The 24805-nt window shown below is 46.8% G+C and carries 17 protein-coding genes; 10 read left to right on the plus strand and 7 right to left on the minus strand.

What is annotated here, in order from left to right:
- Window positions 1–143 precede the first annotated feature (143 nt).
- The 8 genes from Q0668_RS14040 to Q0668_RS14075 all read left to right on the plus strand — a co-directional run bounded on the left by Q0668_RS14040 (window position 144) and on the right by Q0668_RS14075 (window position 12659).
- Window positions 144–716: a MarR family transcriptional regulator gene (locus Q0668_RS14040; RefSeq protein WP_298865758.1), complete on the plus strand. Its 573-nt coding sequence runs from the start codon at window positions 144–146 to the stop codon at window positions 714–716.
- Window positions 717–780: 64 nt separating this feature from the next.
- A complete protein-coding gene (locus Q0668_RS14045; protein WP_298865759.1) occupies window positions 781–3570 on the plus strand; it encodes a hypothetical protein in 2790 nt (929 codons plus the stop codon).
- A complete protein-coding gene (locus Q0668_RS14050; protein WP_298865761.1) occupies window positions 3542–5419 on the plus strand; it encodes an HlyD family efflux transporter periplasmic adaptor subunit in 1878 nt (625 codons plus the stop codon). The genes Q0668_RS14045 and Q0668_RS14050 overlap by 29 nt, the downstream gene beginning before the upstream one ends.
- The gene (locus Q0668_RS14055) at window positions 5416–6129 is read left to right on the plus strand and encodes an ABC transporter ATP-binding protein (RefSeq protein WP_298865763.1); all 714 of its coding nucleotides are present in this window, start codon (window positions 5416–5418) and stop codon (window positions 6127–6129) included. The genes Q0668_RS14050 and Q0668_RS14055 overlap by 4 nt, the downstream gene beginning before the upstream one ends.
- A gap of 44 nt (window positions 6130–6173) precedes the next feature.
- Complete coding sequence (locus Q0668_RS14060; protein WP_298865765.1) at window positions 6174–7514, plus strand: ABC transporter permease; 1341 nt, start codon at window positions 6174–6176, stop codon at window positions 7512–7514.
- A gap of 208 nt (window positions 7515–7722) precedes the next feature.
- On the plus strand, window positions 7723–9816 hold the full coding sequence (locus tag Q0668_RS14065; RefSeq protein WP_298865767.1) for a thioredoxin-like domain-containing protein: 2094 nt from the start codon (window positions 7723–7725) through the stop codon (window positions 9814–9816).
- Window positions 9817–9997: 181 nt separating this feature from the next.
- A complete protein-coding gene (locus Q0668_RS14070; RefSeq protein ID WP_298865769.1) occupies window positions 9998–10270 on the plus strand; it encodes a 2TM domain-containing protein in 273 nt (90 codons plus the stop codon).
- 31 nt (window positions 10271–10301) lie between these two features.
- On the plus strand, window positions 10302–12659 hold the full coding sequence (locus Q0668_RS14075) for a heavy metal translocating P-type ATPase (protein WP_298865771.1): 2358 nt from the start codon (window positions 10302–10304) through the stop codon (window positions 12657–12659).
- Between the two features lie 13 nt (window positions 12660–12672).
- Here the strand turns inward: Q0668_RS14075 and Q0668_RS14080 are convergent, their stop codons facing one another.
- Together Q0668_RS14080 and Q0668_RS14085 are read right to left on the minus strand one after the other, a co-directional pair.
- Window positions 12673–13548: an alpha/beta hydrolase gene (locus tag Q0668_RS14080; protein ID WP_298865773.1), complete on the minus strand. Its 876-nt coding sequence runs from the start codon at window positions 13546–13548 to the stop codon at window positions 12673–12675.
- 76 nt (window positions 13549–13624) lie between these two features.
- The gene (locus Q0668_RS14085) at window positions 13625–15115 is read right to left on the minus strand and encodes a sulfatase (RefSeq protein ID WP_298865775.1); all 1491 of its coding nucleotides are present in this window, start codon (window positions 15113–15115) and stop codon (window positions 13625–13627) included.
- Window positions 15116–15398: 283 nt separating this feature from the next.
- On the opposite strand from Q0668_RS14085, the gene Q0668_RS14090 reads away from it, so the two are divergent.
- Complete coding sequence (locus Q0668_RS14090; protein ID WP_298865776.1) at window positions 15399–17165, plus strand: arylsulfatase; 1767 nt, start codon at window positions 15399–15401, stop codon at window positions 17163–17165.
- Between the two features lie 314 nt (window positions 17166–17479).
- Window positions 17480–18787 (plus strand): Gfo/Idh/MocA family oxidoreductase, encoded by a 1308-nt coding sequence (locus Q0668_RS14095; protein WP_298865778.1) that lies wholly within the window; start codon window positions 17480–17482, stop codon window positions 18785–18787.
- Window positions 18788–18841: 54 nt separating this feature from the next.
- On the opposite strand, the gene Q0668_RS14100 is transcribed toward Q0668_RS14095, so the two are convergent.
- The 5 genes from Q0668_RS14100 to Q0668_RS14120 all read right to left on the minus strand — a co-directional run bounded on the left by Q0668_RS14100 (window position 18842) and on the right by Q0668_RS14120 (window position 24756).
- Window positions 18842–19969, minus strand: a complete 1128-nt coding sequence (locus Q0668_RS14100; protein ID WP_298865781.1) for a hypothetical protein — start codon at window positions 19967–19969, stop codon at window positions 18842–18844.
- Window positions 19970–20257: 288 nt separating this feature from the next.
- Window positions 20258–22321, minus strand: a complete 2064-nt coding sequence (locus tag Q0668_RS14105) for a GDSL-type esterase/lipase family protein (RefSeq protein WP_298865783.1) — start codon at window positions 22319–22321, stop codon at window positions 20258–20260.
- Window positions 22322–22396: 75 nt separating this feature from the next.
- Window positions 22397–23746 (minus strand): glutamine synthetase family protein, encoded by a 1350-nt coding sequence (locus Q0668_RS14110; RefSeq protein WP_298865785.1) that lies wholly within the window; start codon window positions 23744–23746, stop codon window positions 22397–22399.
- Window positions 23747–23800: 54 nt separating this feature from the next.
- A complete protein-coding gene (locus Q0668_RS14115; RefSeq protein WP_298865787.1) occupies window positions 23801–24241 on the minus strand; it encodes a hypothetical protein in 441 nt (146 codons plus the stop codon).
- A gap of 170 nt (window positions 24242–24411) precedes the next feature.
- Entirely contained in the window at window positions 24412–24756 is a 345-nt protein-coding gene (locus Q0668_RS14120) for a cupin domain-containing protein (protein ID WP_298865790.1), read from the minus strand.
- Window positions 24757–24805: the final 49 nt, after the last annotated feature.

Below are 24805 nucleotides of genomic sequence, written 5' to 3' on the forward strand. Positions count from 1 at the left end.
TTTGACGGTTATGCCGATAACTCCTTCAGATACTAATACTTCATGTCCGAAATATGACTTAGCGGTAGTACTTTGCGCGCAGGTGAAGTGGCGTCAATTTCAGAACGAAATTTATTCTAAAAGTAAGTTTGAGGCTGGTGTATATGGAACAGGATAGTAAACCAATTTCAGAATCTCCGTTAGAAACAACCGATTGGAGATTATTGCAAAATAATGAATGTGTCGAACAGATTGATCTACTGATTAGGACCGCGCATTTAGCCAGGTCGGCTTTGAACAATACTTTTGCACAACTGGATATCAATGAAGTGCGCTACTCAGCGCTGAAGGTCATTGTTGCCGTGAATGAAACGGGATGTTCGCAATCGGAACTTGCACGCAAACTCGGGCAATCTGAATCGAATATCTGCACGCTGATTGAACGCATGGAAGGTGATCAATTAGTGATCCGAGAGCAGTCAAAGAAAGATCGTCGCAAACGCGTGCTGCAGGTAACTGATCAGGGATTACGTCTTCTGGAACGGGTCAAAACCTGTCATGGAATGGTATCACATCGTCTGCTGACATCCTTAAATTCAGATCAACGTCGTCAACTGACCGGCATTCTGCAGGCCTTGCTCAAGTCGGCATATACGCAACGCTCTCAACGCGAAACCGTAAAAACATTTCAGGACGTTTCCAGTCCCTATCCATTCCAGGGTTTTCCTGCGGCTTAATTATTTAACAAACATCACTCTGACGATTCCAAACTTCAAAATAAATTACTGTAACGGATTTTTCATGCGACGCACAAAACCGTTTTCATTTTGTGATTATCTCAAACCATTTTATACGATGGTCTTGATCGTATTCGGAATGGTAATGCACGCCGGTTGTTCTCCGACATTCTGGTTTGATCAAGCGAATAAGGACACGTATGAAATTCTCGCTGAGAATGCGAACGACCCTGCATGGCAGGTCCCTCGATTTGATGTAGAACCTGATCCGCGCAGTCGATTTTATGATCCCTATGATCCCAACCATGAACCGTTGCCACCCGATGACCCTGCTGCCAATGTTTATATGCACTGGTTGCAGTGTAAAAAGGGGTATCAAAGCTGGCATAAACTGGGGCGGGCATTGAGTATCGAAAATCCCGACTGGCTGGTACAGTATGGCATCAATCCGGAATTGAGCGCAGAAATTGCTGCTTCAGGCAATGCACTGCAGGGCACCCAGTTGCCGGCGCTCAATGAGATCACACTGCGTGAATCCATAGATATTGCCAACATTAATAGTCGCGAATATCAATTTCAAATCGAAAACCTGTTTCTAGCAGCGTTAGATTTAACCTTCGGGCGGTTTCAGTTTGACGTGCGTTATCTTGGCGTCGGGGGACAAAACCCAACAGCCGATCTCAACCGACGACGCCGACAAAACGGTTCGCAGGAATTGAATTTAGCCAGCCGAATTGGCATCAATCAGGTACTTCCCACCGGTGCACAATGGGCTGTCGAAATTGCCAATAACACACTCTGGTTATTCTCAGGTTCCAATCAAACCAATTCCGTCAGTCTACTCTCTTATTCTCTCGTACAACCTTTATTATTAGGCGCGGGTCGCAAGGTCGTGCTGAATAATCTGACACAGGATGAACGGAATGTGTTGTATCAGACTCGAACCCTGGCCCGGTTTCGAAAAGAATTCTTTACCGATACAGTAGCCGGCGGCAATGGTTTTTTGCAGTTGCTGCAACAGCTTCAGGTCATCAACAACGAGCGGGGTAATATCAAACGCCTCGAACGTCAGGTCGAAATTCTTCGGGCGCTCTCTTCACAGAAGCCGAAAGTACAATCGGAACGACTGGATCAGCTGCCTCCAAACTGGAACCTTCCTCCGGAACTCGTAGACAAACTGGAATTTGATGATGAAAAACGCATGCTCTCCTGGAATGGAGAGATGACCGAAGAACAGGAAAAACTTCTACTGGCTTTAAGCGATGAAGAAGACTATCAGACAACCGTCAACGAGTTAGTTCAGCGCATCCGCACGGAAGTCGTGACATTAGATGTGGCACAGTTGGAATCTCAATTAGCACAGTCGATCAATAGCCTGCGAACAATAGAACGTATTTTCCAGGATTCGTTGGGAAGTTTCAAAATTTTTCTCGGTTTGCCTCCCAATATGCCTATGAGCATTGATGACTCACTCTTGAAACCTTTTGAGTTGATCGATCCCATTCTGCCTCAAATTGAACAGGAAATCTATGATTATGTTGAGGTCTGGGCGCAGGTTTATGTAGAAGACTGGGAAGATCCAAAACTAGTGCCCCCCACAACGGCAGAGTTAAAGCATGTGGTGGAAGGTCTGCAACAACTGTTGAGTAAACTAAAAACAGATGCTGTCATGACCCTGGAGCAGGACATCAAAAATGTAGAACTGTTGCTGGGTGATAATCAGGAAGGGGTATCAGAAGAGCTTCTGGCATTACGCAAACGTCGTTTCCTGTCAGACGAAGATCGAAACCGTGTTCGTCAAAGTACGCAGAATGATATACGGTTGTACTCGGGGGTTCGCAAAGAAATCCAAAACATACAGAGTCGTCTTGATGGACTGAAAAGTTTTCTCAGTGAAGACAAATTATCGAATGACCAAAAAAAGAAAATCGTCCTGGAGATGGCAAATCTGCGGGAAGATATGCTGCGAACCTCCCAGGGGATGCAGGTGATTGAAATCGGCCTGCGGGTGGAAATGATTACCCTGGAACCATTTATGATGGATCCAGCAGAGGTGGTTCGGATAGGTCTTGATAATCGGCTGGATCTGATGAACCAGCGTGGTTTCGTGATGGATGCACGAAGATTAATGGAAGTGCGGTCTAATTCTCTCGAAGCGGTGTTAAATGTCGTAGTCGATGGAGATGTCAGCACTCCTCTCGGCCAAAATAAACCATTGGATTTCAGCAGTAGTCGTGCAGGATTTCGTGCAGGTGTTGAATTTACAGCTCCCTTATCACTGGTACAAGAGCGAAATGCCTACCGGGAGTCTCAAATAGATTACCAGCGACAACGGCGTGATTTTATGGCAGCCGAAGATACAACGAAGTTTGAAATTCGCCGAAGTTGGCGTCAACTCTCGGCCTTGCGTCAAAATTTCGAAACATCCCGGGTTCAGATTCGTTTAGCAGCTTTACAGTATGATAATGCAGTCGAGTCGACTACAGATCCCAAAAAGGCAGGCGGAAATCAAGGCAATAATCAAGGCTTAAATTTGTTAAATGCGTTACGTACAGTATTATCCGCACAAAACAGTTTAATCAGTAACTGGGTAAATTATGAACAAAACCGACTTAACATCTATCGCGATATGGGTATTATGGAGATAGATGAAAATGGAATTTGGAAAGACGATTTCTACCAACACCGCGCGGGAAGAACCAAGCCCACCCATGAGCACCGCCAACCCCCCCCAGGACCAGCTGAAGCAAGAGTCGTTGCAGACGAAGCCATCCAACAAGTTGTCTTCCGACCTGCAGCAGAACTCAACAGCATCGCCACAGACAATGAAAACTCACCGAAAACTACCCAGTAAAGCAAAGCTGCTGTTTTATACAGTAATTGTTTTGGGGATTACGGTGCTGCTCGTCCCTGCGCTGCGAAAGCCTGTCTTATCTTCTTTCTCTTCCGGAAAGAAGAAAGATATGACCTATATAACTGATCTGGCAACAAAAGGGCCTTTTCGTGTCACGGTAACTGAGCGCGGCCAACTCGACAGCTTGAATAACGTCACACTCACCAGCAAAGTCAAAGGTTATACAACGATCCTCAGCATTGTTCCTGAAGGCACGATGGTCAAAGCGGGAGAGCAGGTGTGTTTGCTTGACTCTGCGCTGCTGGTTGATAAAGAAAAGCAGCAACAAATTCAGGTGACACAGGCAGACGCCACTCTAAAACAGGCTGAACTGAATGTTGACATTCAGAAAACGCAAAATGAGAGTGACAACGATGCAGCGAAGCTTGCCTGGGAACTGGCAATACTTGATCGGGATAAATTTTTGAAGGGAGAATCGCAACGCGATTTGAATGTCAAACAGGGGGCCATCACCAAATCCCGGGAAGACCTGAAACGTGCCGAAGAAAACTTTGAGTTTTCGAAACGGATCGCGAAGAAAGGTTATAAAAATCAGAATGATGTGGAAGCAGACCGCATTACTGTTGTGAAAGCAGAGATCGATCTTGAGATTGCAAAAGAAGATCTGAAAGTTGAAAAAGATTATGTTCAGGAACGCAAGCGTAAAGAATTAGAGGCTGACGTCAAAGAAAAAGAAAGGAATATGACTCGGGTTAAAAATAAAGGGGATGCGACCCTAACCCAGTTTGAAGCCAAGCTCAAAGCGAGCCAGTTAACTTACGAAGTTGAGAAGAGTGAACTGGAACGAATGTTGGAACAGATTGATTCCTGTAAACTGATCGCACCTCAAAATGGACAAGTCGTTTATGCCAATCAGGGCAGCAGTCGTCGTGGCAATGGCGAAGATGTGATTGAAGAAGGGACTCAAGTCCGTGAGCGTCAGGCCATTATTCAATTGCCCGATTTCTCGCTGATGAAAGTCGATGCACGGATTCATGAATCTAAAATCAGTTTGATTAAAGAACAGTTGCCGGTTGATATACGCGTTGATGCCTTTCCTGAAGAAATTTACACGGGTGTTGTTGACCAGATTTCTTCCGTCCCGATTTCCTCTAACTGGATGCGTCCCGATCTGAAAGAATACAAGGCGACGATCAAAATCCTGCCGAACGGGGCTGATATTACCAAGCTGAAACCCGGCTTAACTGCGGAAATCGAAATTCGAATCGAGGAAAGAGATGGTGTCCTCCAGGTTCCCGTGCAATCGGTAATCACCATCGGAGAGAACCGGTACATTTTTGTGATTTCCGAAGAGGGCAACCCTGTCAGAAAATCAATTAAAATCGGGCAAGCCAGTGATACGATGATCGAAATTCTGGATGGGATCAAAACTGGCGAAGAAGTGATTTTGAATCCTCGAACACACTTTGCTGATGAACTGATTGAACTGGAAGAACAATTGTCTCTGGAAAAGAAAGAGCAGGCGTCTAAGCAAGCTCCCGGTCAAGCGAGGCAGAAATCTCCACCGTCCGGAAAACCCGGAAAACCATCAGGAAAATCAGGAAAATCAGGAAAATCAGGAAAGCAACCCGCCGGAACGAAAAAATCAACCGGAGGTGCTGCCGGGTTTGTGAAACGCTTCGATAAAAATTCTGATGGCAAAGTTTCCAAAGAGGAAGTACCAGCGGCACTGAAGGAACGCTTCTCCACCATTGATACCAACAAAGATGGATTTCTCAATGCGGGTGAACTCAGCAAGTTGAAACCTCCTTCAGGAGGCGGCAGGCCTTCGGGAGCCAAACGACCATGAGGTTGGCTGCTCAAGTTGTCGACCTCACCAAATTCTATGATCTGGGCTCCGTTGTGGTAAAAGCATTACGGGGCGTCTCAACAGACTTTCCAGAAGGTGATTTCGTTGCCGTTATGGGATCTTCCGGGAGTGGGAAAAGTACGCTACTCAATCTCTTGGGAGCACTCGACCGTCCCACCAGCGGCCAGTATTTTCTGGGAGGCCGTGATGTCTCCACGCTGGATGATGATGAACTTTCGGCGATGCGGAATGACATGATAGGATTCATCTTTCAGTCGTTCAATCTGATTGCACAATATTCAGTTCTGGAAAATATCGAAGTCCCCTTGTTGTATCGAGCTGGCTACCCTCCTATTGGACGCGCAGAACGGGAATGGTGCCTGGAACTGGCCAATATGGTAGGCTTAGGCGATAGAACCGATCACCGTCCGTTTCAGCTATCCGGTGGGCAACAGCAGCGCGTTTCGATTGCGCGAGCGCTTGTGAATGATCCTCAGATTATCCTGGCAGACGAACCAACGGGTAACCTGGATTCCACAACAGAAGCCGAGATTATGGACATTCTTCACAAACTGAATGAGGATGGACGTACTATTATTATGGTGACTCACGAACCGAGTATCGCCAGGCAAACCAAACGTCAGATTACTATGAAAGATGGTCTCATTGAAAACGAGACGCTGATCAAACAATCCATCCCCACACGTTAACCATCCTTGTACTTGCTTAATTTCGTTTCACTCAGGTCACTAACATGACTCACATTATTCGCATTGTTCGACTCGCGCTGAAGAGCTTATTGCTCCATAAGCTGCGGTCCGGACTGACGATGCTGGGAATTGTGTTTGGAGTCTTTTCTGTGATCGCGATGTTGGCGATTGGCGAAGGCGCCAGCGCGCAGGCCCAAAGACAGGTTTTGGAACTGGGGGCCACGAATGTGATTGTCCGCAGTGTCAAACCTCCGACTGAAGTCGTGCAGTCATCTTCGGGCAGCCGCGTTTTGTCTTATGGATTATTGAGATCAGACTATAAAATTCTGACCAATACAATACCCACCATCACGAAGGCGGTACCGATACGTGAAGTAGACAGAGAAATTCGCCATCTCAAAGAATCCATGAATGCACGTGTCGTCGGTTGCACTGCTGATTATCTGGAAATGAATCATCTGACTTTGTCACAAGGTCGATTCCTGACGAACAGTGATCAGGAAAACTTATTGAATGTCGCTGTGATCGCCAATGAAGTTGCCAATATCTTATTTAAGTTCGAAGACCCCGTCGGGAAATCCATTCGCATTGGCTCAATGTATTACACCGTGGTCGGCGTTACAAAAGATCGTACCGCCTCTGCGGCAATTGGGGGTAGTCTGTCCGGTCAGGATTACAACAAAGATGTTTACGTCCCCATCAAGACGCTGCAAGCGCGCGAAGGGGATCTTGATATCAAAACTCAAGCCGGCAGTAATACGGCTGAGCAGATTGAACTACACCAGATTACTCTGCGCGTGAATGATAAAGACGCGGTGCTCTCGACCGCTGAGGCAATTCGTGAAACCCTGGAGCAAACGCATCCGCGCACCAAAGATTATGCCGTTGTCGTTCCCCTGGAATTACTCAAACAGGCAGAACAGATTCGAATGATCTTTAATGTCGTATTAGGATCAATCGCCGCCATCAGTCTTGTGGTAGGTGGCATCGGGATTATGAATATCATGCTGGCAACGGTTACAGAACGAACAAGAGAAATCGGCGTGCGTCGCGCACTGGGAGCCCGTCAGAGTGATATTGTCGAACAGTTTCTTACAGAGACCATCGTGTTGGCTGGTTCGGGTGGATTAATTGGTGTTGTGTTTGGATTACTCACGCCTGTGACATTCCTGGGAATTCAATGGTTTGTTCAAAATTTCGTCATGGAAGGCAATACGGCTGGTTCTGATGTCGGCCGAATGTTCTTTGACTTGCAACCGCAGATCGCCTTCTGGAGCCTGCCGGTCGCCTTTGGTATTTCTGTGACGATCGGAATTCTTTCCGGAATTTATCCAGCGATCTCTGCCGCCAAGCTTGATCCCATTGAAGCACTTCGACACGAATAACAGATCTGCTTTCTCTCTGGCCGTTGAATCTGAAGTTCGATCCTGTTCAACTCATCACTCAATCTTGATTGGTTTCGTGAATTTTCGACTCTGAACTGTTCCACTGCAAAAAGTAGGGCCTACAATAGGTATGTACTCTTTCAGAGAAGCACTCGATCAAATTGAATCCTACCTAAAATCGCCAACCAAAAAACGTGGAGAATCTGGTATGCCCGGAAAGCAAGTATTTCTGAATCGATCTCATTTCATAGCTTCAGGCTTCTTTTTAGCGATCACCAGTATTCTTCTCTGCGGTTCGTCTCTCCTGGCAGATGAAAAGACGCCTGCGAAAGAATCGAAACAGTCTGAAAAAACTTCCCCAGAGAAAAAAGAGGTGATTGAAAAAAATCCCTTTCCGAATCGGCCAGCGGCTCCCAGTCTGGATGGCGGGAAAGAATGGTTGAACACATCAGGTGAGATCACACTAAAAGACCTGCGAGGCAAAGTCGTCCTGATCGATTTTTGGACATACTGCTGCATTAACTGCATGCACGTCTTGCCCGATCTGGCTTATCTGGAGAAGAAGTATCCCAACGAACTGGTGGTGATCGGTTGCCATTCCGCCAAATTCGAAAATGAAAAAGATACGGACAATATTCGCCGTGCGATTCAACGTTATGAGATCAAACACCCGGTCATCAACGATTCCAATATGACGGTCTGGCGAAAATATGGAGTGCGCGCTTGGCCTTCGATGGTACTCATTGATCCGGAAGGTAAATACTGCGGGCATTTGTCCGGAGAAGGGAACCGCGAGATTCTTGTGAAGGTCCTGGATCAACTGATCGCATATCATCGTGCCAAAGGAACGCTTGACGAAACCCCCTTCCAGTTTGAATTGGAGTCAGCCAAATTAAAACCGACTCCTTTAAAGTTCCCCGGTAAACTCCTTGCGGATGTACCACATCAGCGACTCTTTATTTCCGACAGCAATCATAACCGGATTGTGATTACCTCACTTGACGGAAAGCTGATTGACGTCATCGGCTCGGGGCAAATCGGTAAAAAAGATGGTGACTACAAAACAGCCTCCTTTGATCATCCACAAGGCATGGCACTGGTCGGAAATACATTGTATGTGGCTGATACGGAAAACCATATGATTCGCACCGTGGATCTCTCCAAGAAAGAAGTACAGACACTGGCGGGAACCGGCGAACAGGCTCGCCATCGTTCTCCAGGTGGGAAACTCAGAGAGTTGGCTCTCAACAGTCCGTGGGCATTAGCGGAAATCAACGGCGTACTCTATATCTGTATGGCAGGACCACATCAGATCTGGTCGCACAAACTCGGTTCGGATCAAATCGGCGTATATGCCGGTTCAGGTCGTGAAGATATTACCAACGGTTCTCTGGAAGCATCCGCATTTGCTCAAACGTCTGATATCACCGTTGATGGCGATCTGTTTTACGTCGTAGACAGTGAAGGATCTGCAGTTCGAAAAGTAGATACCAAACAGAAAAATGTGACAACAATTGCGGGTACATCCGATCTGGAACGCGGCCGATCCCTGTTCGAGTTTGGTGATAAAGATGGTATCGGTGAAAAGTCGCGCTTGCAACATCCACTGGGAGTTCTTTATGACAAGGGCCGCCTGTTCGTGGCTGACACTTATAATCACAAACTCAAAACCATCGATCTTAAAACGAATGAGGTCAAAACGTTCCTAGGGACCGGTAAAGATGGCGCTGCGCTGAATCCTGTTGAATTCTCAGAACCCTCAGGCCTGGCACTAGCCGGAGATCGACTGTTTGTCGCTGATACGAATAATCATCGTATTTGTGTCGTGAACCTGAAAGATAACAAAGTCAGTGAATTCAAAATACAGGGCTTATCCCCACCAAGTCCTCCGAAAAAAACGGATAACAGTTTTGCCGCCACCGGGAAGCAATCTTTAACCGTTCCCCCACAAAAGCTGGCAGCCAACAGTCCACTCAAAATCAGTGTAGTTCCTAAACTACCTGCCGAATTTAAACTGTCCCCTCTGGCGCCGGCGAAGTTTTCTTTCAAATCAGACACAGATGCACAAGGAACTGTATTGAAAGGAAAGGCTAAGGTTGCAGGAGATCAAATCGTGATCGAACTTCCTGCTCTGAAAAATCAAGAGGGAACCTATTTGTTAAATCTACGTTTTGGATACTGCCGGGATGGAGTCGGCGGGTTGTGTAAACAACATACCGCACAGTGGAAAATCCCGATACAAATTGAAGCTAACGGAAAAACGAAGCAGATTGCACTCGCGTTGGATCTTTCGAAAGACTGAATGATCGTTTTGCATCGAAATTTAACAACGGTTATTTGTCTCTCAAGTGATTGACAAATAACCGTTTTTTGTTGATAGAACACTGGTATGAGCTGAGAATGTCAGAATTGCATATTCAAAAACCAAGCTGTTTCTATTGAGATGACTCGAGTATTAATTTATGGCGACAGGAGTTACCGTTATGGTTGAGAATCAAAAAAACTATCAACGGGCCAAAGACCGCGTCGAAAAAAAGATCGGTTTTATGATTCATGCCGGTATCTATTTTGTCGTGAATGCGGGTTTAATAACGTTAAACCTGACACGATCTCCGGAAAAACTCTGGTTCATCTGGCCATTGGGAGGCTGGGGGATCGGACTGTTTTTCCACGCGATCAAAGTATTTGGTCACGCCAGCGCAGCGAGCTGGAAAGATAGAATGATTGAGAAAGAGCAATCAAAGCTCGATCAATGAACTTCTTCAGTTAAAATGAAATAGGATGAGCATGACCGCCATTGATCCGATTTGCCATATGGAAGTAGACGAGTCCCAAGCACTCAAGGAAACCATTGATCATCAGACTTGGTACTTCTGCAGTCAGGGTTGTCGTGACAAATTTCTGGCGCAGCATCTTGATACCAACGAGTCGAAGCCCGCAGACAAATCAGAATGTTGTCATCATCCCGGTCATCAGCATGAGAATGCTGATTCAAAGCCAGTAACGAAAGAGAAGGGGGCGTTACCACCTGGAACGATTTATTCCTGTCCGATGCATCCCGAAGTGGAGCAGCAGGGACCTGGAAGTTGTCCCATCTGTGGCATGGATCTGGAACCACTGATGCCTCAAAAGGAAGATTCGCCCGAAGAAGTGGCAGAGTATGAATTGATGGCCCGTCGATTCTGGTTGGCCCTGGTCTGCGGCTTACCGGTCTTTCTCCTCGCAATGCTGCCGATGACAGGCCTCCCCGTTCATCAATGGATTCCTCTCAAAGTCTCAGGATGGCTCCAGTTCCTTCTCAGTACGCCTGTCTTGTTCTGGGCCGGCTGGCCTTTATATGAACGCGCCTGGCGTTCTATTCGCAGCTTGAATCTCAATATGTTCACCCTGATCGGCATCGGAACGGGAACCGCGTATGTTTACAGCGTCATTGCGCTCCTCTTTCCCGGAATCTTTCCCGAATCCTTTCGGCAGGCAGGTACGGTGGAGCTTTACTTTGAGGCGACCGTGGTGATTACCGTCCTCGTCTTATTGGGACAGATGCTGGAATTGAGGGCCCGCAAGCGAACCAATAGTGCCATTCAGGATTTACTTTCTCTGGTGCCACCAACGGCGTTCCTGATGATCGAGGGTAAGGAACAGGAGATTCCTTTAGAAGAGGTGCAGGTGGGAAATCTGCTACGCGTGCGTCCGGGTGAAAAAGTTCCCGTCGATGGTGAGATTCACGAAGGGAAAAGCCTGATTGATGAATCGATGATAACGGGTGAATCGGTGCCCGTTTCAAAAGAGCAGGGGGCAGAAGTGATTGGAGGCACCGTGAATCAGACGGGTTCTTTCATCATGGAAGCACGGAAGGTAGGCAGTGATACGCTGTTGTCGCAAATCATCCAAATGGTTTCCAGTGCACAACGCAGCCGCGCTCCTATTCAGCGCGTGGTTGACACAATTGCCGCCCGCTTTGTCCCGATGGTATTATTGATTTCTATCGTGACATTTCTGCTCTGGAGTTGGCTGGGTCCTGAACCGCGATTTGCGTATGCGTTGATTAATGCTGTGGCAGTCCTGATTATCGCCTGTCCTTGTGCACTAGGATTGGCCACACCGATGTCGATTATGGTGGGTGTGGGACGGGGCGCGAAAAGTGGAATTTTGATTAAAAATGCCGAAGTCCTGGAGACACTGCAAGCAGTCGATACACTGGTCGTCGACAAGACAGGGACTCTGACGGAAGGGAAACCAAAGCTCACAGAATGCATCACAGCCGGCGCGTTTAATCAGTCAAATCTGTTGCAACTGGCCGCTTCCGTGGAACAGCAGAGTGAACACCCCCTCTCGCAGGCTGTTGTGCTGGCTGCGAAAGAGCGAGAGCTGGCACTGCTGACGGTTACCGATTTTGACTCAGTGACCGGCTCTGGCGTCAAAGGTGAAGTGGATGGGAAACCAGTTCTGATCGGTAGCGCCGGGTTTCTGAACGAACAATCGATCATCATCAACGAGGAACTCATGTCAAACGCCAACCGACTCCGTGAACAGGGACAGGGCGTGATCTTCGTAGCCGTCGCGGATGAGTTAGCAGGTCTTCTATCTGTTTCCGATCCGATTAAGGAAACGACTCCGCAGGCGATTGAAAAGCTGCATCAACTGGGACTGAAAATTGTAATGTTAACGGGCGACAATGAAAAAACAGCGCATGCCGTGGCGCAGTCGTTAAACATCGATGAAGTGGAAGCGGGTGTGAAACCGCTGGATAAATACGAGAAAATCAAAACACTGCGTGCAGCGGGCCATAAAGTAGCGATGGCCGGTGATGGAATTAATGATGCCCCTGCGCTAGTCGAAGCCGATGTGGGAATTGCCATGGGCACGGGGACGGATATTGCCATTGAAAGTGCCGAGGTAACTTTAGTAAAAGGGGATTTGATGGGTGTGGCGGAATCCATTTACTTAAGTCGTCTGGTGATGCGCAACATTCATCAGAATCTGTTATTTGCCTTTGGCTATAATGCATTGGGAATCCCCATAGCCGCCGGGATTCTCTATCCGTTCTTCGGTTTACTATTGAGCCCGATGATTGCCGCCGCCGCCATGAGCTTCAGCTCCATTTCGGTCATCGCCAATGCTTTGCGACTCAGAACACAAACCTGACTCGATTTCGAATTCATTTCTTTTTTGGCAGGGGTTTATCAGATTTCTCGCCGCCGACAATGCGTCTGATTTCTTTTAATAACAGATAATGACCGGGTTCAAGCATGCTGCCATGAGTAAAACCGTCCAGTTCAAATAATTGTACCTGTTTGTGTCCGACCACTTTGAGCAGACGATGCATGTAAGCGTTTTCTTCATAGCGCGTGGGGAATTCCAATTCGCGGTCACCCGTAATCAGCAGGATCGGCGGTGCGTCTTTGCGGGCGTGAAATAGCGGAGCCATGTCGTCAATAATCGGTTGATCTCGTTCGATACCCATTTCCTCCCGGACCGTCATATGTGTGATGCAATGCCCGCTATAGGGAATCAAACCTGCAATTTTGTTGGCGTCAATTTTATGCGTGGCTAACCAGCGTTTATCCAGACCGAGCATACTGGTGAGATAACCTCCTGCAGAATGGCCGGCTACAAATATCAGATCGGGATCGCCGCCATATTCGGCGACATGCTGGAAAGTCCAGGCGACTGCTGCCGCTGCGTCTTCCAGATAAGCCGGCTTTTTAGCTTTGGGGTATAACCGATAATTGACTGCTACAATGGCAATGCCCTGATTCTTCAGTTCCTCTGGAATGACTTTCTTGCCCCCCTTTAAGCCCCCACCGTGAAACCAGACCACGGTCGGGTAGTATTTGATTGTTGAGGGATAATAAAAATCAAGTTTGCAGCGCTCGCGCATATACTCAGTCTGCTGCCGTTGATCTGCATCACGATAAGAGAGATCAGAAAGTGTTTTATAAGTATTCGCATTCTCCTCGGCCTGAATCGTTTGCAATGGGAAAGCGATTAAAGTGATGAAGTAGAGCAGGTAGCGCAATTGACAGGGTCTCATGGTGGTTCCTCTAATGGTCTATTAAAAATTTCAAACGACCAGTGGTTTGTTGACTGTCGTTATCCGTGCAGTAGACTCATGATGCATCCCGGCGTTTTTTCAATTCCGGAAAGCGGTCATCAGTATCTCCGGTCTGTTGCTTGAGCTGGCTCAACCGATGTTTCAAATTCTTAAGAGTGGATTGATAAGCGGGATCCGCAATCACATTCTGCATTTCGCGAGGATCTTTTCGCAAATCATAGAGCTCCCAGTGCGGGGGTGTGGGAGTTTTGACAGCTCCCGGGGCATCCAGAGGCAGACCATAAAAGAAGATCAATTTAAAATCTTTCGTCCGAATTCCGTAATGCGCGGGATTGTCATGATGTGCCATGTGCATCCAATAACGATAATACGTGGCATCAGGCCAGTCCGCGGGAGTGGGCTCGCCTTTCAGAATCGGTAAAAAGGATCGTCCCTGCATGAACTCCGGCTTCTTGACTCCTGCCATCTCCAATAGAGTAGGTGCAAAGTCGACATTATTGATCATGGTGTCATTTTTGGAATGGGCTTTAATCCATTTTGGATAACGTGCAATGAAAGGCATTCGTAAAGATTCTTCATACATCCAGCGTTTATCGATATAGTCATGCTCACCCAGCATAAATCCCTGGTCTGCTGTGTAGACGATGATGGTATTCTCCAGATCACCAGTCGCTTTGAGATGTTCCACCAGTCGTTTGATATTGTCATCCACGCCTCGTACGCAACGCAGAAACTTTTTGAGATAACGTTGATATGCTTCACCTGTATATTTTTCAGCCGACAGATTTTCATCGACAAACATGTGATGCCCCATATTTCGCCGTTTGTTTCGGGGGCCTACCGAAGTACCATAAAGCGCCTGGCCAAGCGGACCATGCTTCCCACGTGTTCGCAGTGATTCCGGTTCCGGAATGGTTACATCCTGATAGAGCCAGTCATACCGTTCCGCATTTTCAAAATTGTCATGCGGTGCCTTGAAGTGATGCATCAAAAAGAATGGTTTCTTTTTCTGTTTTCGACTCTTCAACCATTTGAGTGAGATATCTGTGATCGCATCTGAAGAATGTTTCGAATCATACCGATTCGAGCGAAACTCATTTTTTGGCCATGGCTTGGGACCTCTCACACGAAAAACAGGATTGAAATAACTTCCCTGCCCGGGCAAAACGGTATAAAAGTCAAATGCGGCTGGCTCTTTCTTAAGATGCCATTTTCCGATCATGGCAGTTTCATAACCCGCATCTTTGATAAGCCGTGCCAGATGTTGATGTTCCTCGCCGATGGCGCCATTCAATGTGGTCACTCCGTTGACGTGAGAGTATTGCCCTGTCATCAAGGTCGCACGGCTGGGTGTGCAGATCGAGTTTGTACAAAACACGTTCTTGAGCAACATGCCTTCGCTGGCCAGACGATCTAAGGTGGGTGTAGGATTGACAACCGCCAACCGGCCCTGGTAAGCGCCTATCGAATGGGCGGCGTGGTCATCTGACATGATGTATAAAATATTCGGTTTTTGTTCCGCTGCTCGAACCACAGACGTCGTCATACAGAAAATCGCGATGCTGCACAGAATGAATGAGATAAAATACCTGCTTTGCATTGTTGTTCTCGATAAAAAATTTCGCGATAAATAATCAGAAATGAAACTGACGAACCCTGTACACACAATTCTTCAGGGTACCGGTTTGCAGAGTTCTCAAAGAAAGAATAGACTGGGATTATATCATCCCTCATGGGGAGTTTAAAATCTATCAATATACATGATTTTGAGTTTCACCAATTAATACGATCATCAGTGCGGTTCATACTTACTTTTTGGAAATCACAATATGACACATCTTAAATTATTCTGTCTGACTTGCTCCTCCTTCGTTTTAGTTTTATTTAGTAATCTGATATCTGAAGTCCAAGCCGCTGAACACACGAATGTCATACTCATCATGACAGACGATCAGGGGGGCTGGGATTACGGATTCATGGGGAACAAAATCCTGAATACTCCCAATCTCGATGCAATGGCCGCCAGCGGTGCACGCTTGGATCGCTTCTATGTCAGTCCCGTTTGTACTCCCACGCGAGCAAATCTGATGACGGGCCGTTATAACTATCGCACGCGCGCCATCGATACCTATATTGGTCGTGCAATGCTCGAACCAGAAGAAGTAACCATCGCTGAAGCATTATCACCTGCCGGCTATGCAACGGGAATCTTTGGGAAGTGGCATCTTGGTGATTCTTATCCCCTGCGTCCGCAGGATCAAGGGTTTCAGGAAGTGCTCGTTCACCGGGGAGGTGGCATTGGACAACCCAGCGACCCGCCGGAAGGAGCTGGCAAATACACAGACCCGGTTCTGTTTCATAATGGCGAACAAAAACAGATGAAAGGTTATTGTACCGACATTTATTTTGACAATGCGATGAAGTTCATTCAGAAAAATGAATCACAGGAGAAACCGACCTTCATGTATATCGCCACGAATGCACCACATGGGCCGTTTCATGATGTGCCCGAAGACTTGCGTAAAAAGTACGAAGCGATGGATTTGAACGATGCCTATGGTTTCGATATGAGTAAAAAAAGAAAGAACAAGAAGCAGTTCGACAAAACCTCGCGTATCTTTTCCATGATTGAGAATATCGATCAAAATATTGGCAAACTCTTTCAGCATCTGAAAAAGATTGGCGCTTACGAGAATACGCTGGTGTTGTTTCTGAATGACAATGGTCCCAATGGTCCTCGTTTTGTAGGTTCCCATCGTGGAACGAAAGGCACTGTGAATGAGGGAGGTATTCGGTCTGTGCTACTGGCACATTGGCCCGCTCAGTTGAAAGCGGGAACCGTCAATGATCGGATTGCCGCCCATTATGATATTTTTCCGACCATCCTTGCAGCGACTGGCGTGCAGAAACCAGAATCATTAGAACTGGATGGCGTGAACGTATTACCGCTGTTGAAAAATGAAGCAAAAAACTGGCCCGATCGATCTCTCTATCTGCAATGGCATCGCGGCGATCAACCCACGCCACATACCAATGCTGCGGTTGTGATGCAGGATTATAAAATGACATTTTCAAAACAGGGCGAACCCGGAAAGTTATTTGATCTCCGAAATGATCCAGCGGAACGCAGCGATATTGCCAGCAACAAATCAACTTTGGCCAATGAGTTGACGAAGAAATATGATGCCTGGTTTGCCGATGTAAGTTCCACACGTCCTGAGAATTATGCCCCCCCTCGTATTCATATTGGTAATGCGAAAGAACCAATGACGGTATTAACACGACAGGATTGGCGTTACGCGGGTCACAAGGGAAAAGGCTGGACACGTGATGCACGCGGCAACTGGTTGGTGAATGTTGAGCAAACGGGAACCTACGACATAAAAGTGCAATTTACGAAAGCACGAGAACAGTCAGGAACCGAATTGACTGTCAAAGTGGGAACCGATCAGGTCCAAGCCAAAGTTCCTGCCGACCGTTCAGAATATGTGTTCTCTGACGTCACTCTTCATCAGGGAAAACAAACGATTGATGTCATAGTCGTGGAAGATAACCTCACGCGGGGTCCCATGCAGGTTTATCTTACGAAAAAATAGACTTCAGTCAGAAATCAGTTATTTTCAGGCCTACTTTCTTGAAGAATCTATGAAAGTAGACCGATCTGGAATGGCCATAGGTGGTGATTCCATTTAACATAAATAAGGAAGACTAAATTATAGGAGATTCACTCTCTTGACGATTGGTTTCTGCCGATTCTGCTTGATAAAGATCCAGCAGATTGTCAGGGAAAACGTAAAGAGAAAGGTGGAGACTTCAAGAAAAGATTCCAATTGAGATGAAACTGTAAATCAATAATCACACCAACCCGCCGATGAATTTGTCGGCCTGCCTCTTTTCATGGAAATGATTAATGCAAAAGAATTCTAATTTCAGCCGTCGTGATTTTCTTAAGTCAACAACCGCGGGAGCCGCCGCAATTTCTACAGGGGTCTGGACCGGATTCGCTCCAGCTGCTTCCAAATCAGCGAATGGAAAGCTGAATATCGCCTGCATTGGAACTGCCAATCGTGCTGCAGCAGACATTGATGGCGTTAAGGGTGAGAATATAGTCGCTCTGGTCGATATCGATAGTAACTACCTTGACCGTGCGTCAGCCAATTTTCCCGGCGCTCGGCGATATGCTGACTATCGGGAGATGCTCGAAAGCGAAGATGGAAAAATTGATGCTGTCGTGATTGGAACGACCGATCATCATCACGCCCCTGCCTCGATTCGGGCTATTCGGAAAGGCCTGCATGTTTATTGCGAAAAACCACTTACGCATACAGTCCAGGAAGCTCGCATCATTGCCCAGGAAGCAAAAAAACATGGTGTGGCAACCCAATTGGGGACGCAGGTGCATGCCAGTGATAATTACCGGCGTGTTGTGGAAATTGTTCAATCCGGAATTTTAGGCGATGTCAATGAGGTTCATGTCTGGGTTGGTAAAGGCTGGGGCGGAGGGGAACTTCCTTCCGATACTCAAGAACCTCCCAAGAATTTGAGTTGGGATTTATGGCTGGGACCAGCGCCCGTACGGCCCTTTGCCGCAGGCCGCTATCATCCTGCACAATGGCGTCGCTGGTGGCAGTTCGGTCAGGGAACACTGGGTGATATGGCATGCCATTATATGGACCTCCCCTTCTGGGCCCTGGATTTAAAGCATCCCACACACTGTGAGGCAGAAGGTCCGGAAGTCCATCCAGAAACCTGTCCACATGGGTTAACTGTGCGTTATCAATTCCCCAAGCGGGGTAAGTTGGTTCCCGTGAAACTGACCTGGTACGATGGAAACATGATTCCGAAAAAAGTAGCCGGCGAACGGGTTCCCGGAAGTGGAGTCATGTTCGTAGGTACAGAAGGCACAATGTTTGCCAACTATGGTGGTTACAAATTATTCCCGAAGGAAAAATTTGCTGACTTCAAACCACCTAAGCAAACCATCCCAAAATCGATCGGCCATCATGCCGAATGGATCAAGGCCTGCAAAGACGGATCACCAACGACTTGCAACTTTGATTATTCAGGAGCATTAACGGAAGCCGTTCTGCTCGGCAATGTTTCATATCGTGCAAAATCGCCTCTCGAATGGGATGCCGCGAATCTCAAGGCCACAAATTGTCCCGCAGCCGATAAGTATATCAGCAAAGAATACCGAAAGGGCTGGGAAGTTTCTTAGTTGATCAACGCCAGAACATCAGTCCGGCTCCTCAGATCATGAGTGAGCCGGCCTTTACTGGCCTTCAATGTACTTCAACTGAATTTCCGTATTCGGTAATTTCTTTTTCAAGTTGGCGACCCCTTTTTCAGTGACCGCGGTACGTGTCAGCTTTAGATCTTCCAGACTCGTCAAACCTTCCAGGTCAGGCAAACCGGCATCTGTGACCGCAGTGGAACCAAGATGTAGAAATTTCAGCTGACTCATTCCTTTCAGGTTCTTGAGGCCAGCATTTCCTAATCGAGTGTTGTCCAGATTGAGCCACTGCAGGTTTGTCAGATCTTTTAAGTGCGCTACTCCTGCATCAGAGAGACCGACGCGCCATAAGTTGAGCTTATTCAATTTGCCGAGTCCAGAGAGATGCTTCATGCCTGTATCGGAGAGCAGGCTGTTTTCGCTTAAATCAAGTTCGATGAGTTGCGGAATTTTGGTGAGTGCCTCAAGTCCTGCGTCGGAAATTTGGTTTTGTGAAAGCCGTGTTTTCTTCAGTTTAGGAAATTGTGTTAAGCTGGCCAGGCCTTCATCATCGACGAGAGTTTTTGCCAGATATAACTCTTCGAGTTGATTCAGATCTTTCAAATGTGCCAGACCATCGCCGCTGACCCAGAGGAAATCGAGCATCAACGCCTTTAATTTCGTCAGTTGGTTAATATCAGCCATCGCATCATCGTCGATATCAGAATTTCCTGACAGCCGCAGTGCTTTGAGCTTCGAAAGTCCTGTCAGATGAGAAATGGCTTTGTTATTAAGAGAGCAATCTCGTAAATCAAGATTTTCCAGTGTTTTGATTTCCCCGACGGGTTCCAATGCGGCATCGGTGATTTTCGTTTCATTCAGGAGTAACGATCGAAGACGAGACAAACCTTCAATTCCCTGAAGCGCGGCGTCATCAATGGGGGCTTTCCGAAAATCGACCTCGATTACGAAACCATCTTTGTCTGTTTTCAGTTTCGCTCCAGAAACTTTCAACGCCTCCGCCAGTTTGAGTTCTTCCCCTGGGACTTTCACTTTCGCAGGTGATTTTGCTTTGCTCACTTCGGGCGTTTTATTGGGAGCTGGTTGGTTTTCTGCCGACTTCTCAGAACAGCCGACTGCCAGAGACAACAAAAAAACGAGAATCACTGCTTCTCGAAACGGTTTCATATTTCATTCCTTCAATCGTTAGCCTGTATCCAGGTTTATTGTAGCGTCTCCAGAACCATTCGGTTCGAGTATCTTAGTATCGAATCCTCTATGATTAAAATGGACGCACTCTAGTAGCGAATATCAACTTCAACACTTAAGTCTACCGTCTTAGGAATTCGCTCTAAACCGATGACAGGGAATCAATTCCATTTTTTTAAGGAATTACCTGCATATCAAGTCACGAATAAAATAAATCTCTGTTGTGACGAATAGTGAGTGGGATGATTCGATGTGATTTCAGATTATTTATTTCTGGGTGAGACAAGCAAGGATTTGATTAGAAACTTGCTTTCCTAAGAGTATACTTCCCGTTGATTTTAAATGAACATCACCCGGTTTTACATTATGCTTTGAGAATTCTGGTGCGATGCATGAGTGCAAGTCATTAATCATAATTCCGTTGTTTAGCATGATCGCTTTAGCTGCTGAATTATATTTCTTCTCAATGCCAGCGACGGCTTCCCAGGGGTTATTCTCTGGTATCGGTGTTGAGTTCGCCCAGATTAGTTTCGCGTCTGTTGACTTCAATGTTTTTATGATCGTTTTCAAATTGGTCTTATATTGATCAAGAGAAATATTTCGAAAGCAGTCATGTAGTCCCCAGTTAAAATGAATCACATCCCACTTTTGGTGACTGAGCCAATGAGATAAGCGTTGAACTCCATTGCTTGACTGTCCCGCGTTTTCAGGAATGCGAAGGACGTTCGCCTTGCCAGCCAGTTGTTTTCTGACAGTAACGGTGTAACCAATCGAAATGGAATCGCCAATGAGCAGGACACGCGGCAATTGGGGATCTTCTTTGACAAACGACATCCCAGGAAGATGTGCATAGTTTTTATCTACTAAAATATCCCAATCAAATTTGTTATATGGTTTATCTGTAGCAGATACTCGTCTTTGTTGATTGAACTTCAGGGCAAAGAGGTCGGCATCTTCCATTGCAAAACGAATTTTAACAGGCTTGCCTGCGAGACTGGCCAGATCTGAACCGTTTTTCCATTTCACGATGCGCGCGATATGATCCCCGTAAATGGGTTCGCAATCTTCAATCGTAAAGTCGGGAATAGGCTGACCATGCTCATCTTGAAGTTCCACCAGAATCTGGCCGGCAGCGCTGGTGGAATAGTTGATCTCCAGTTCATTGCCGACAAACTTGAGTGGTTTTGTCGTCAGCTCTCCTTGTTCAAGCGGCGCGTTCACGGAAGCGATTCCATCCAGCCGCATCGCATATCGTCGACCACCAGTCAGAAAAAATGACATTTCGGCGGGACCCGTCTGGTGAATACCAATGGCTGCATAATTGGCGCGGTTCGCCCATCCACTACTTCCAATTCCAGGTCTAATAAAGGATTGAGTAAATTCACGATTGAACTGGGCACTTCCACGAGCGCTCATAAAGAGGATGTCTGTAGCAGCCCCACGTTTGACCATGAAACGCGTTGGCAAAGCGAAATAGATATGCGGTGCACGGAAATAAGGTTGAGTACAGGGTGTGTAAAGATGCTCGTTCGGTAAGTTGGCATGCATCTCGACCAGGGGTGTCCAATTAATGAAGTCCTTGGATGTCGTACGCGCGATACCTCGATAGCCTTTAATAAAACGGCGGAAGTAACAGACATAAGCCTGTTCATTTTCAGACCAGAACGCATAATTCTGTGAATCAAAATACTTACCCCATTCCTCAGGTATGACAGGTTTTTCCTGAAGTTTCTTCCAGTGAATTCCATCGGGAGATACAAACGCCTTGAGGCCGCCGGGACCGCGTCTTTTTTTCACTTCCAGGTGTTGGTTAGGCTGATAGGCCAACCCTCCCAGAGCCTTGTATTTTTGCTCAGCCGGCACGCCACTCCGCGTATCAATAAAGGGTGTGAAATTATGAGTGACCAGAAATTCATTCATCAGGACGACATTGCCTGCCGGGAACGTCGGATGGTCTTTATAGATTCCCAGTTTTGGTTGTATCCAATGAATGGCATCTTTACTTTCAGAATAAAGCGTTACCTCGCCATCGTGGTATTGCTCCCAGCCTTTTTTCCAGTGATTTCCCGCTTTCGTATCGCCGCGGTAATAGAATTGAAACTTGTCATCGGCTTTCAATACTGTCGCGTAATGTCCGTGTGGACGGGCCGGTGAAACGGGGGGCATGAGCTGTGGGGTATGAAGTTTCAATGTCGTGTTTTTCAGGTCTTCTACAATCAGTCGATCCACGAATAACTCACGCCGTGAACCGATATCGATGATCTTCTCATCGGCAAACAAAACTTCTTGTTGTAGTACTAACAGAATACATAGAGCCAGCAATCGTCTCATTTTGTCACCTGTTCAACAAAGTTGTAAGTCATAGTCAAAATCACCATTGATCATTCTGATACAAATCAGTGAATTTTAAAAGCGAAATAGATAGGCAGACTGTTCGGCGTCTTCTCCGAGAGAATCGATCATTTCGATTTCAGCCCGTTTCATCGTGATGTAATCAGTAATGCGGCTTTCTCCAAAGCCGGTTCGCAGCACTTCATCCTGCTCTAATGCAGCCAGTGCTGCACTCAGATCAGTAGGATAGCCTGCCATTCCAAGTGACTGTCGTTCCTGAGGCGAAAGTAAGGCCGGGTCCGTTAAGACCGGTTCCCCCGGATCGGCTTTGTTCTCTATTCCATCCAGGCCTGCGCAGATAATTCCCGCCAATGCCAGATAAGGATTGCATGTCGGGTCAGAAGGTTTAAATTCCAGGTTTACGGTAGCGGATTCCTGTCCTTTGAAACCAGAGGCAGCACGCACGGTTGCTTCCCGATTATCAGGTCCCCAGCAGACATAACAAGAGCTCCAGCAACGTTCAACAAAACGTTTATAGGAATTCGTTGTCGGAGCAGTAAACGCCATAAGAGCGGGTGCATGCTTCAGAATTCCCGCCATGAAGTGTCGGGCAATTTCTGAGAGAGCATATTCTCCGGAGGAATCGAAAAACAAGTTTTTCTCGCAATTCGAATCCCAGAGGCTGAAATGTATATGACAACCATTGCCTGCAGAATCTGGCGCTGCCTTGGGCATAAATGAGACACGGAAGTTATTTGCCGACGCGGTACCACGTACTGTTTCTTTAAACACAACCTGCTGATCAGCGGCTTGCAAACCAGCCTGATGCCGTACTGGAATTTCATGCTGACCGTGGCCCGCTTCCGGGTAGTATTTTTCCACCATCACTCCCTGTTGTTCAAGAGCGGAAATGATGGGTAACACATAAGGGCTGGCGAGATCCATCGCAGCAGAACTGAAACAGTTCAACTGTTCCAGGGGCTGCCATGTTTCATTCACATTTTTGAGAATGGTAAATTCATTTTCAAAAGCTGCGCGAATGACCATTCCCTGTTCAGAGAGTTGATTCAGCAATGTCTTTAACAGACTGCGCGGACAGAGTTCCCAAGGTTGGCCTTTTATCGTTTCTATATCCGAGAGCATTCTGGCATGCCCCGGGAGGTAGGGCAACACCTGAAATGTACTTACGTCGGGACGAATGCGCACTTCGCCTACAGGTTGAAATTGACTTTCCTCGGGCAAATGATCAAATACCGTTACCGAAGCCTGTGCCTGGGTCAGTCCGATTCCGGACTCCAGTATTTCATCAAGACTATCAGGTCGAAATGCTTTCCCGCGTGCGATTCCATCAGGACCGACATAGATGGCACGCACAAGCTCTACACCCTGTTCCATTAACAGTTTTTTTATCGATTCATGCTGCATTGTGTGCTCTTTCGAGATGAGGCAGGTCAGCTTATGATCATTCGCAGCGCAGACTTATCTCATCACGACAACGCTTTTCTTGATCTGTTTGTGACAGGCAATGCAGGTCATTGTCAGATGCAGATAACTTAAAGAAGCGCCATCGACATTCTTTTTCTTCGCGTATCTCGAGACCTCTTTCGCAGCATTGCGGAACTCGGCACTTTGTTGAGCGAAGATCGGCCCTTCTACGACTTGCCACTCAGTGGCATTACTCATGTCGATCATTTTTTTCGTTGCTTTCTGGATTAGATCGAAATCTTCCGTAACCAGTCCTTCCAGAACATCTTTAGAGCTGTCCAGTTTCGCCTGCATAAATTTTGACACATTCTCTTGAGTGGGGTTTTTTTTAGGCTTCGCCTTTTCTTTAGCGAGCACGGGAGAAAAATAATCCCCCTGATCTCCCAAGCCTCCGAACAAAATTCCGCAGACGATGATTAATAAAAGACTCCTCATAATTCGCTCCTTCCAGCTTGCCAATGTGATGGTAACTCTTCTTGCATTATAGTTTAAAGCGCGGTTTCAGTTTAATAATCAGAGTGTTATGGAATTCAAAAAATGTGAGATCGCTCAATTTTATTTAAAATGGCAATCATGCTTAACTTTCCGTTAAAACCAAAACCAGTTTATTCTCCATTGGGAACAGGTGTGCTGAATATTGTGAGCAAGAGTGAAGCAGTTTCCAGACATTCAACGGCATGAGGTTCGGCTGGGGGAAGGTGTAACAAGTGCCCCGGGCTGAGTTCATGAGTTTTACCCAGACACTGAAAGATGACACGCCCCTCCAGACATTGAATGATCAGGATTCCCGGGGCACTATGGTTGGGGAGCGACTTTCCCGCTTGCATGATGAGACGAATGATTTGCAGCTGGTCGGTTTTGACAAGCGTTGTTGTTTTTATAGACTCCAACTGAGAGCCTAAAGGGCAAACGTTTATTAATTCACCCGCTCCCGCATGTGAAACAGCCATGATCTCATTCCTTCGCTTTAAATTTAGTTTCCAGTTTTATTCTACGACG

It is taken from the genome of uncultured Gimesia sp. (genome assembly GCF_937910335.1).
Taxonomy (GTDB): Bacteria; Planctomycetota; Planctomycetia; order Planctomycetales; family Planctomycetaceae; genus Gimesia.

Bases quoted from the DNA above. Each gene is read 5' to 3' on its own strand.
- Q0668_RS14040 (WP_298865758.1), top strand. From the start codon at position 144: ATGGAACAGGATAGTAAACCAATTTCAGAATCTCCGTTAGAAACAACC.
- Q0668_RS14045 (WP_298865759.1), top strand. From the start codon at position 781: ATGCGACGCACAAAACCGTTTTCATTTTGTGATTATCTCAAACCATTT.
- Q0668_RS14050 (WP_298865761.1), top strand. From the start codon at position 3,542: ATGAAAACTCACCGAAAACTACCCAGTAAAGCAAAGCTGCTGTTTTAT.
- Q0668_RS14055 (WP_298865763.1), top strand. From the start codon at position 5,416: ATGAGGTTGGCTGCTCAAGTTGTCGACCTCACCAAATTCTATGATCTG.
- Q0668_RS14060 (WP_298865765.1), top strand. From the start codon at position 6,174: ATGACTCACATTATTCGCATTGTTCGACTCGCGCTGAAGAGCTTATTG.
- Q0668_RS14065 (WP_298865767.1), top strand. From the start codon at position 7,723: ATGCCCGGAAAGCAAGTATTTCTGAATCGATCTCATTTCATAGCTTCA.
- Q0668_RS14070 (WP_298865769.1), top strand. From the start codon at position 9,998: ATGGTTGAGAATCAAAAAAACTATCAACGGGCCAAAGACCGCGTCGAA.
- Q0668_RS14075 (WP_298865771.1), top strand. From the start codon at position 10,302: ATGACCGCCATTGATCCGATTTGCCATATGGAAGTAGACGAGTCCCAA.
- Q0668_RS14080 (WP_298865773.1), bottom strand. From the start codon at position 13,548: ATGAGACCCTGTCAATTGCGCTACCTGCTCTACTTCATCACTTTAATC.
- Q0668_RS14085 (WP_298865775.1), bottom strand. From the start codon at position 15,115: ATGACGACGTCTGTGGTTCGAGCAGCGGAACAAAAACCGAATATTTTA.
- Q0668_RS14090 (WP_298865776.1), top strand. From the start codon at position 15,399: ATGACACATCTTAAATTATTCTGTCTGACTTGCTCCTCCTTCGTTTTA.
- Q0668_RS14095 (WP_298865778.1), top strand. From the start codon at position 17,480: ATGCAAAAGAATTCTAATTTCAGCCGTCGTGATTTTCTTAAGTCAACA.
- Q0668_RS14100 (WP_298865781.1), bottom strand. From the start codon at position 19,969: ATGAAACCGTTTCGAGAAGCAGTGATTCTCGTTTTTTTGTTGTCTCTG.
- Q0668_RS14105 (WP_298865783.1), bottom strand. From the start codon at position 22,321: ATGAGACGATTGCTGGCTCTATGTATTCTGTTAGTACTACAACAAGAA.
- Q0668_RS14110 (WP_298865785.1), bottom strand. From the start codon at position 23,746: ATGCAGCATGAATCGATAAAAAAACTGTTAATGGAACAGGGTGTAGAG.
- Q0668_RS14115 (WP_298865787.1), bottom strand. From the start codon at position 24,241: ATGAGGAGTCTTTTATTAATCATCGTCTGCGGAATTTTGTTCGGAGGC.
- Q0668_RS14120 (WP_298865790.1), bottom strand. From the start codon at position 24,756: ATGGCTGTTTCACATGCGGGAGCGGGTGAATTAATAAACGTTTGCCCT.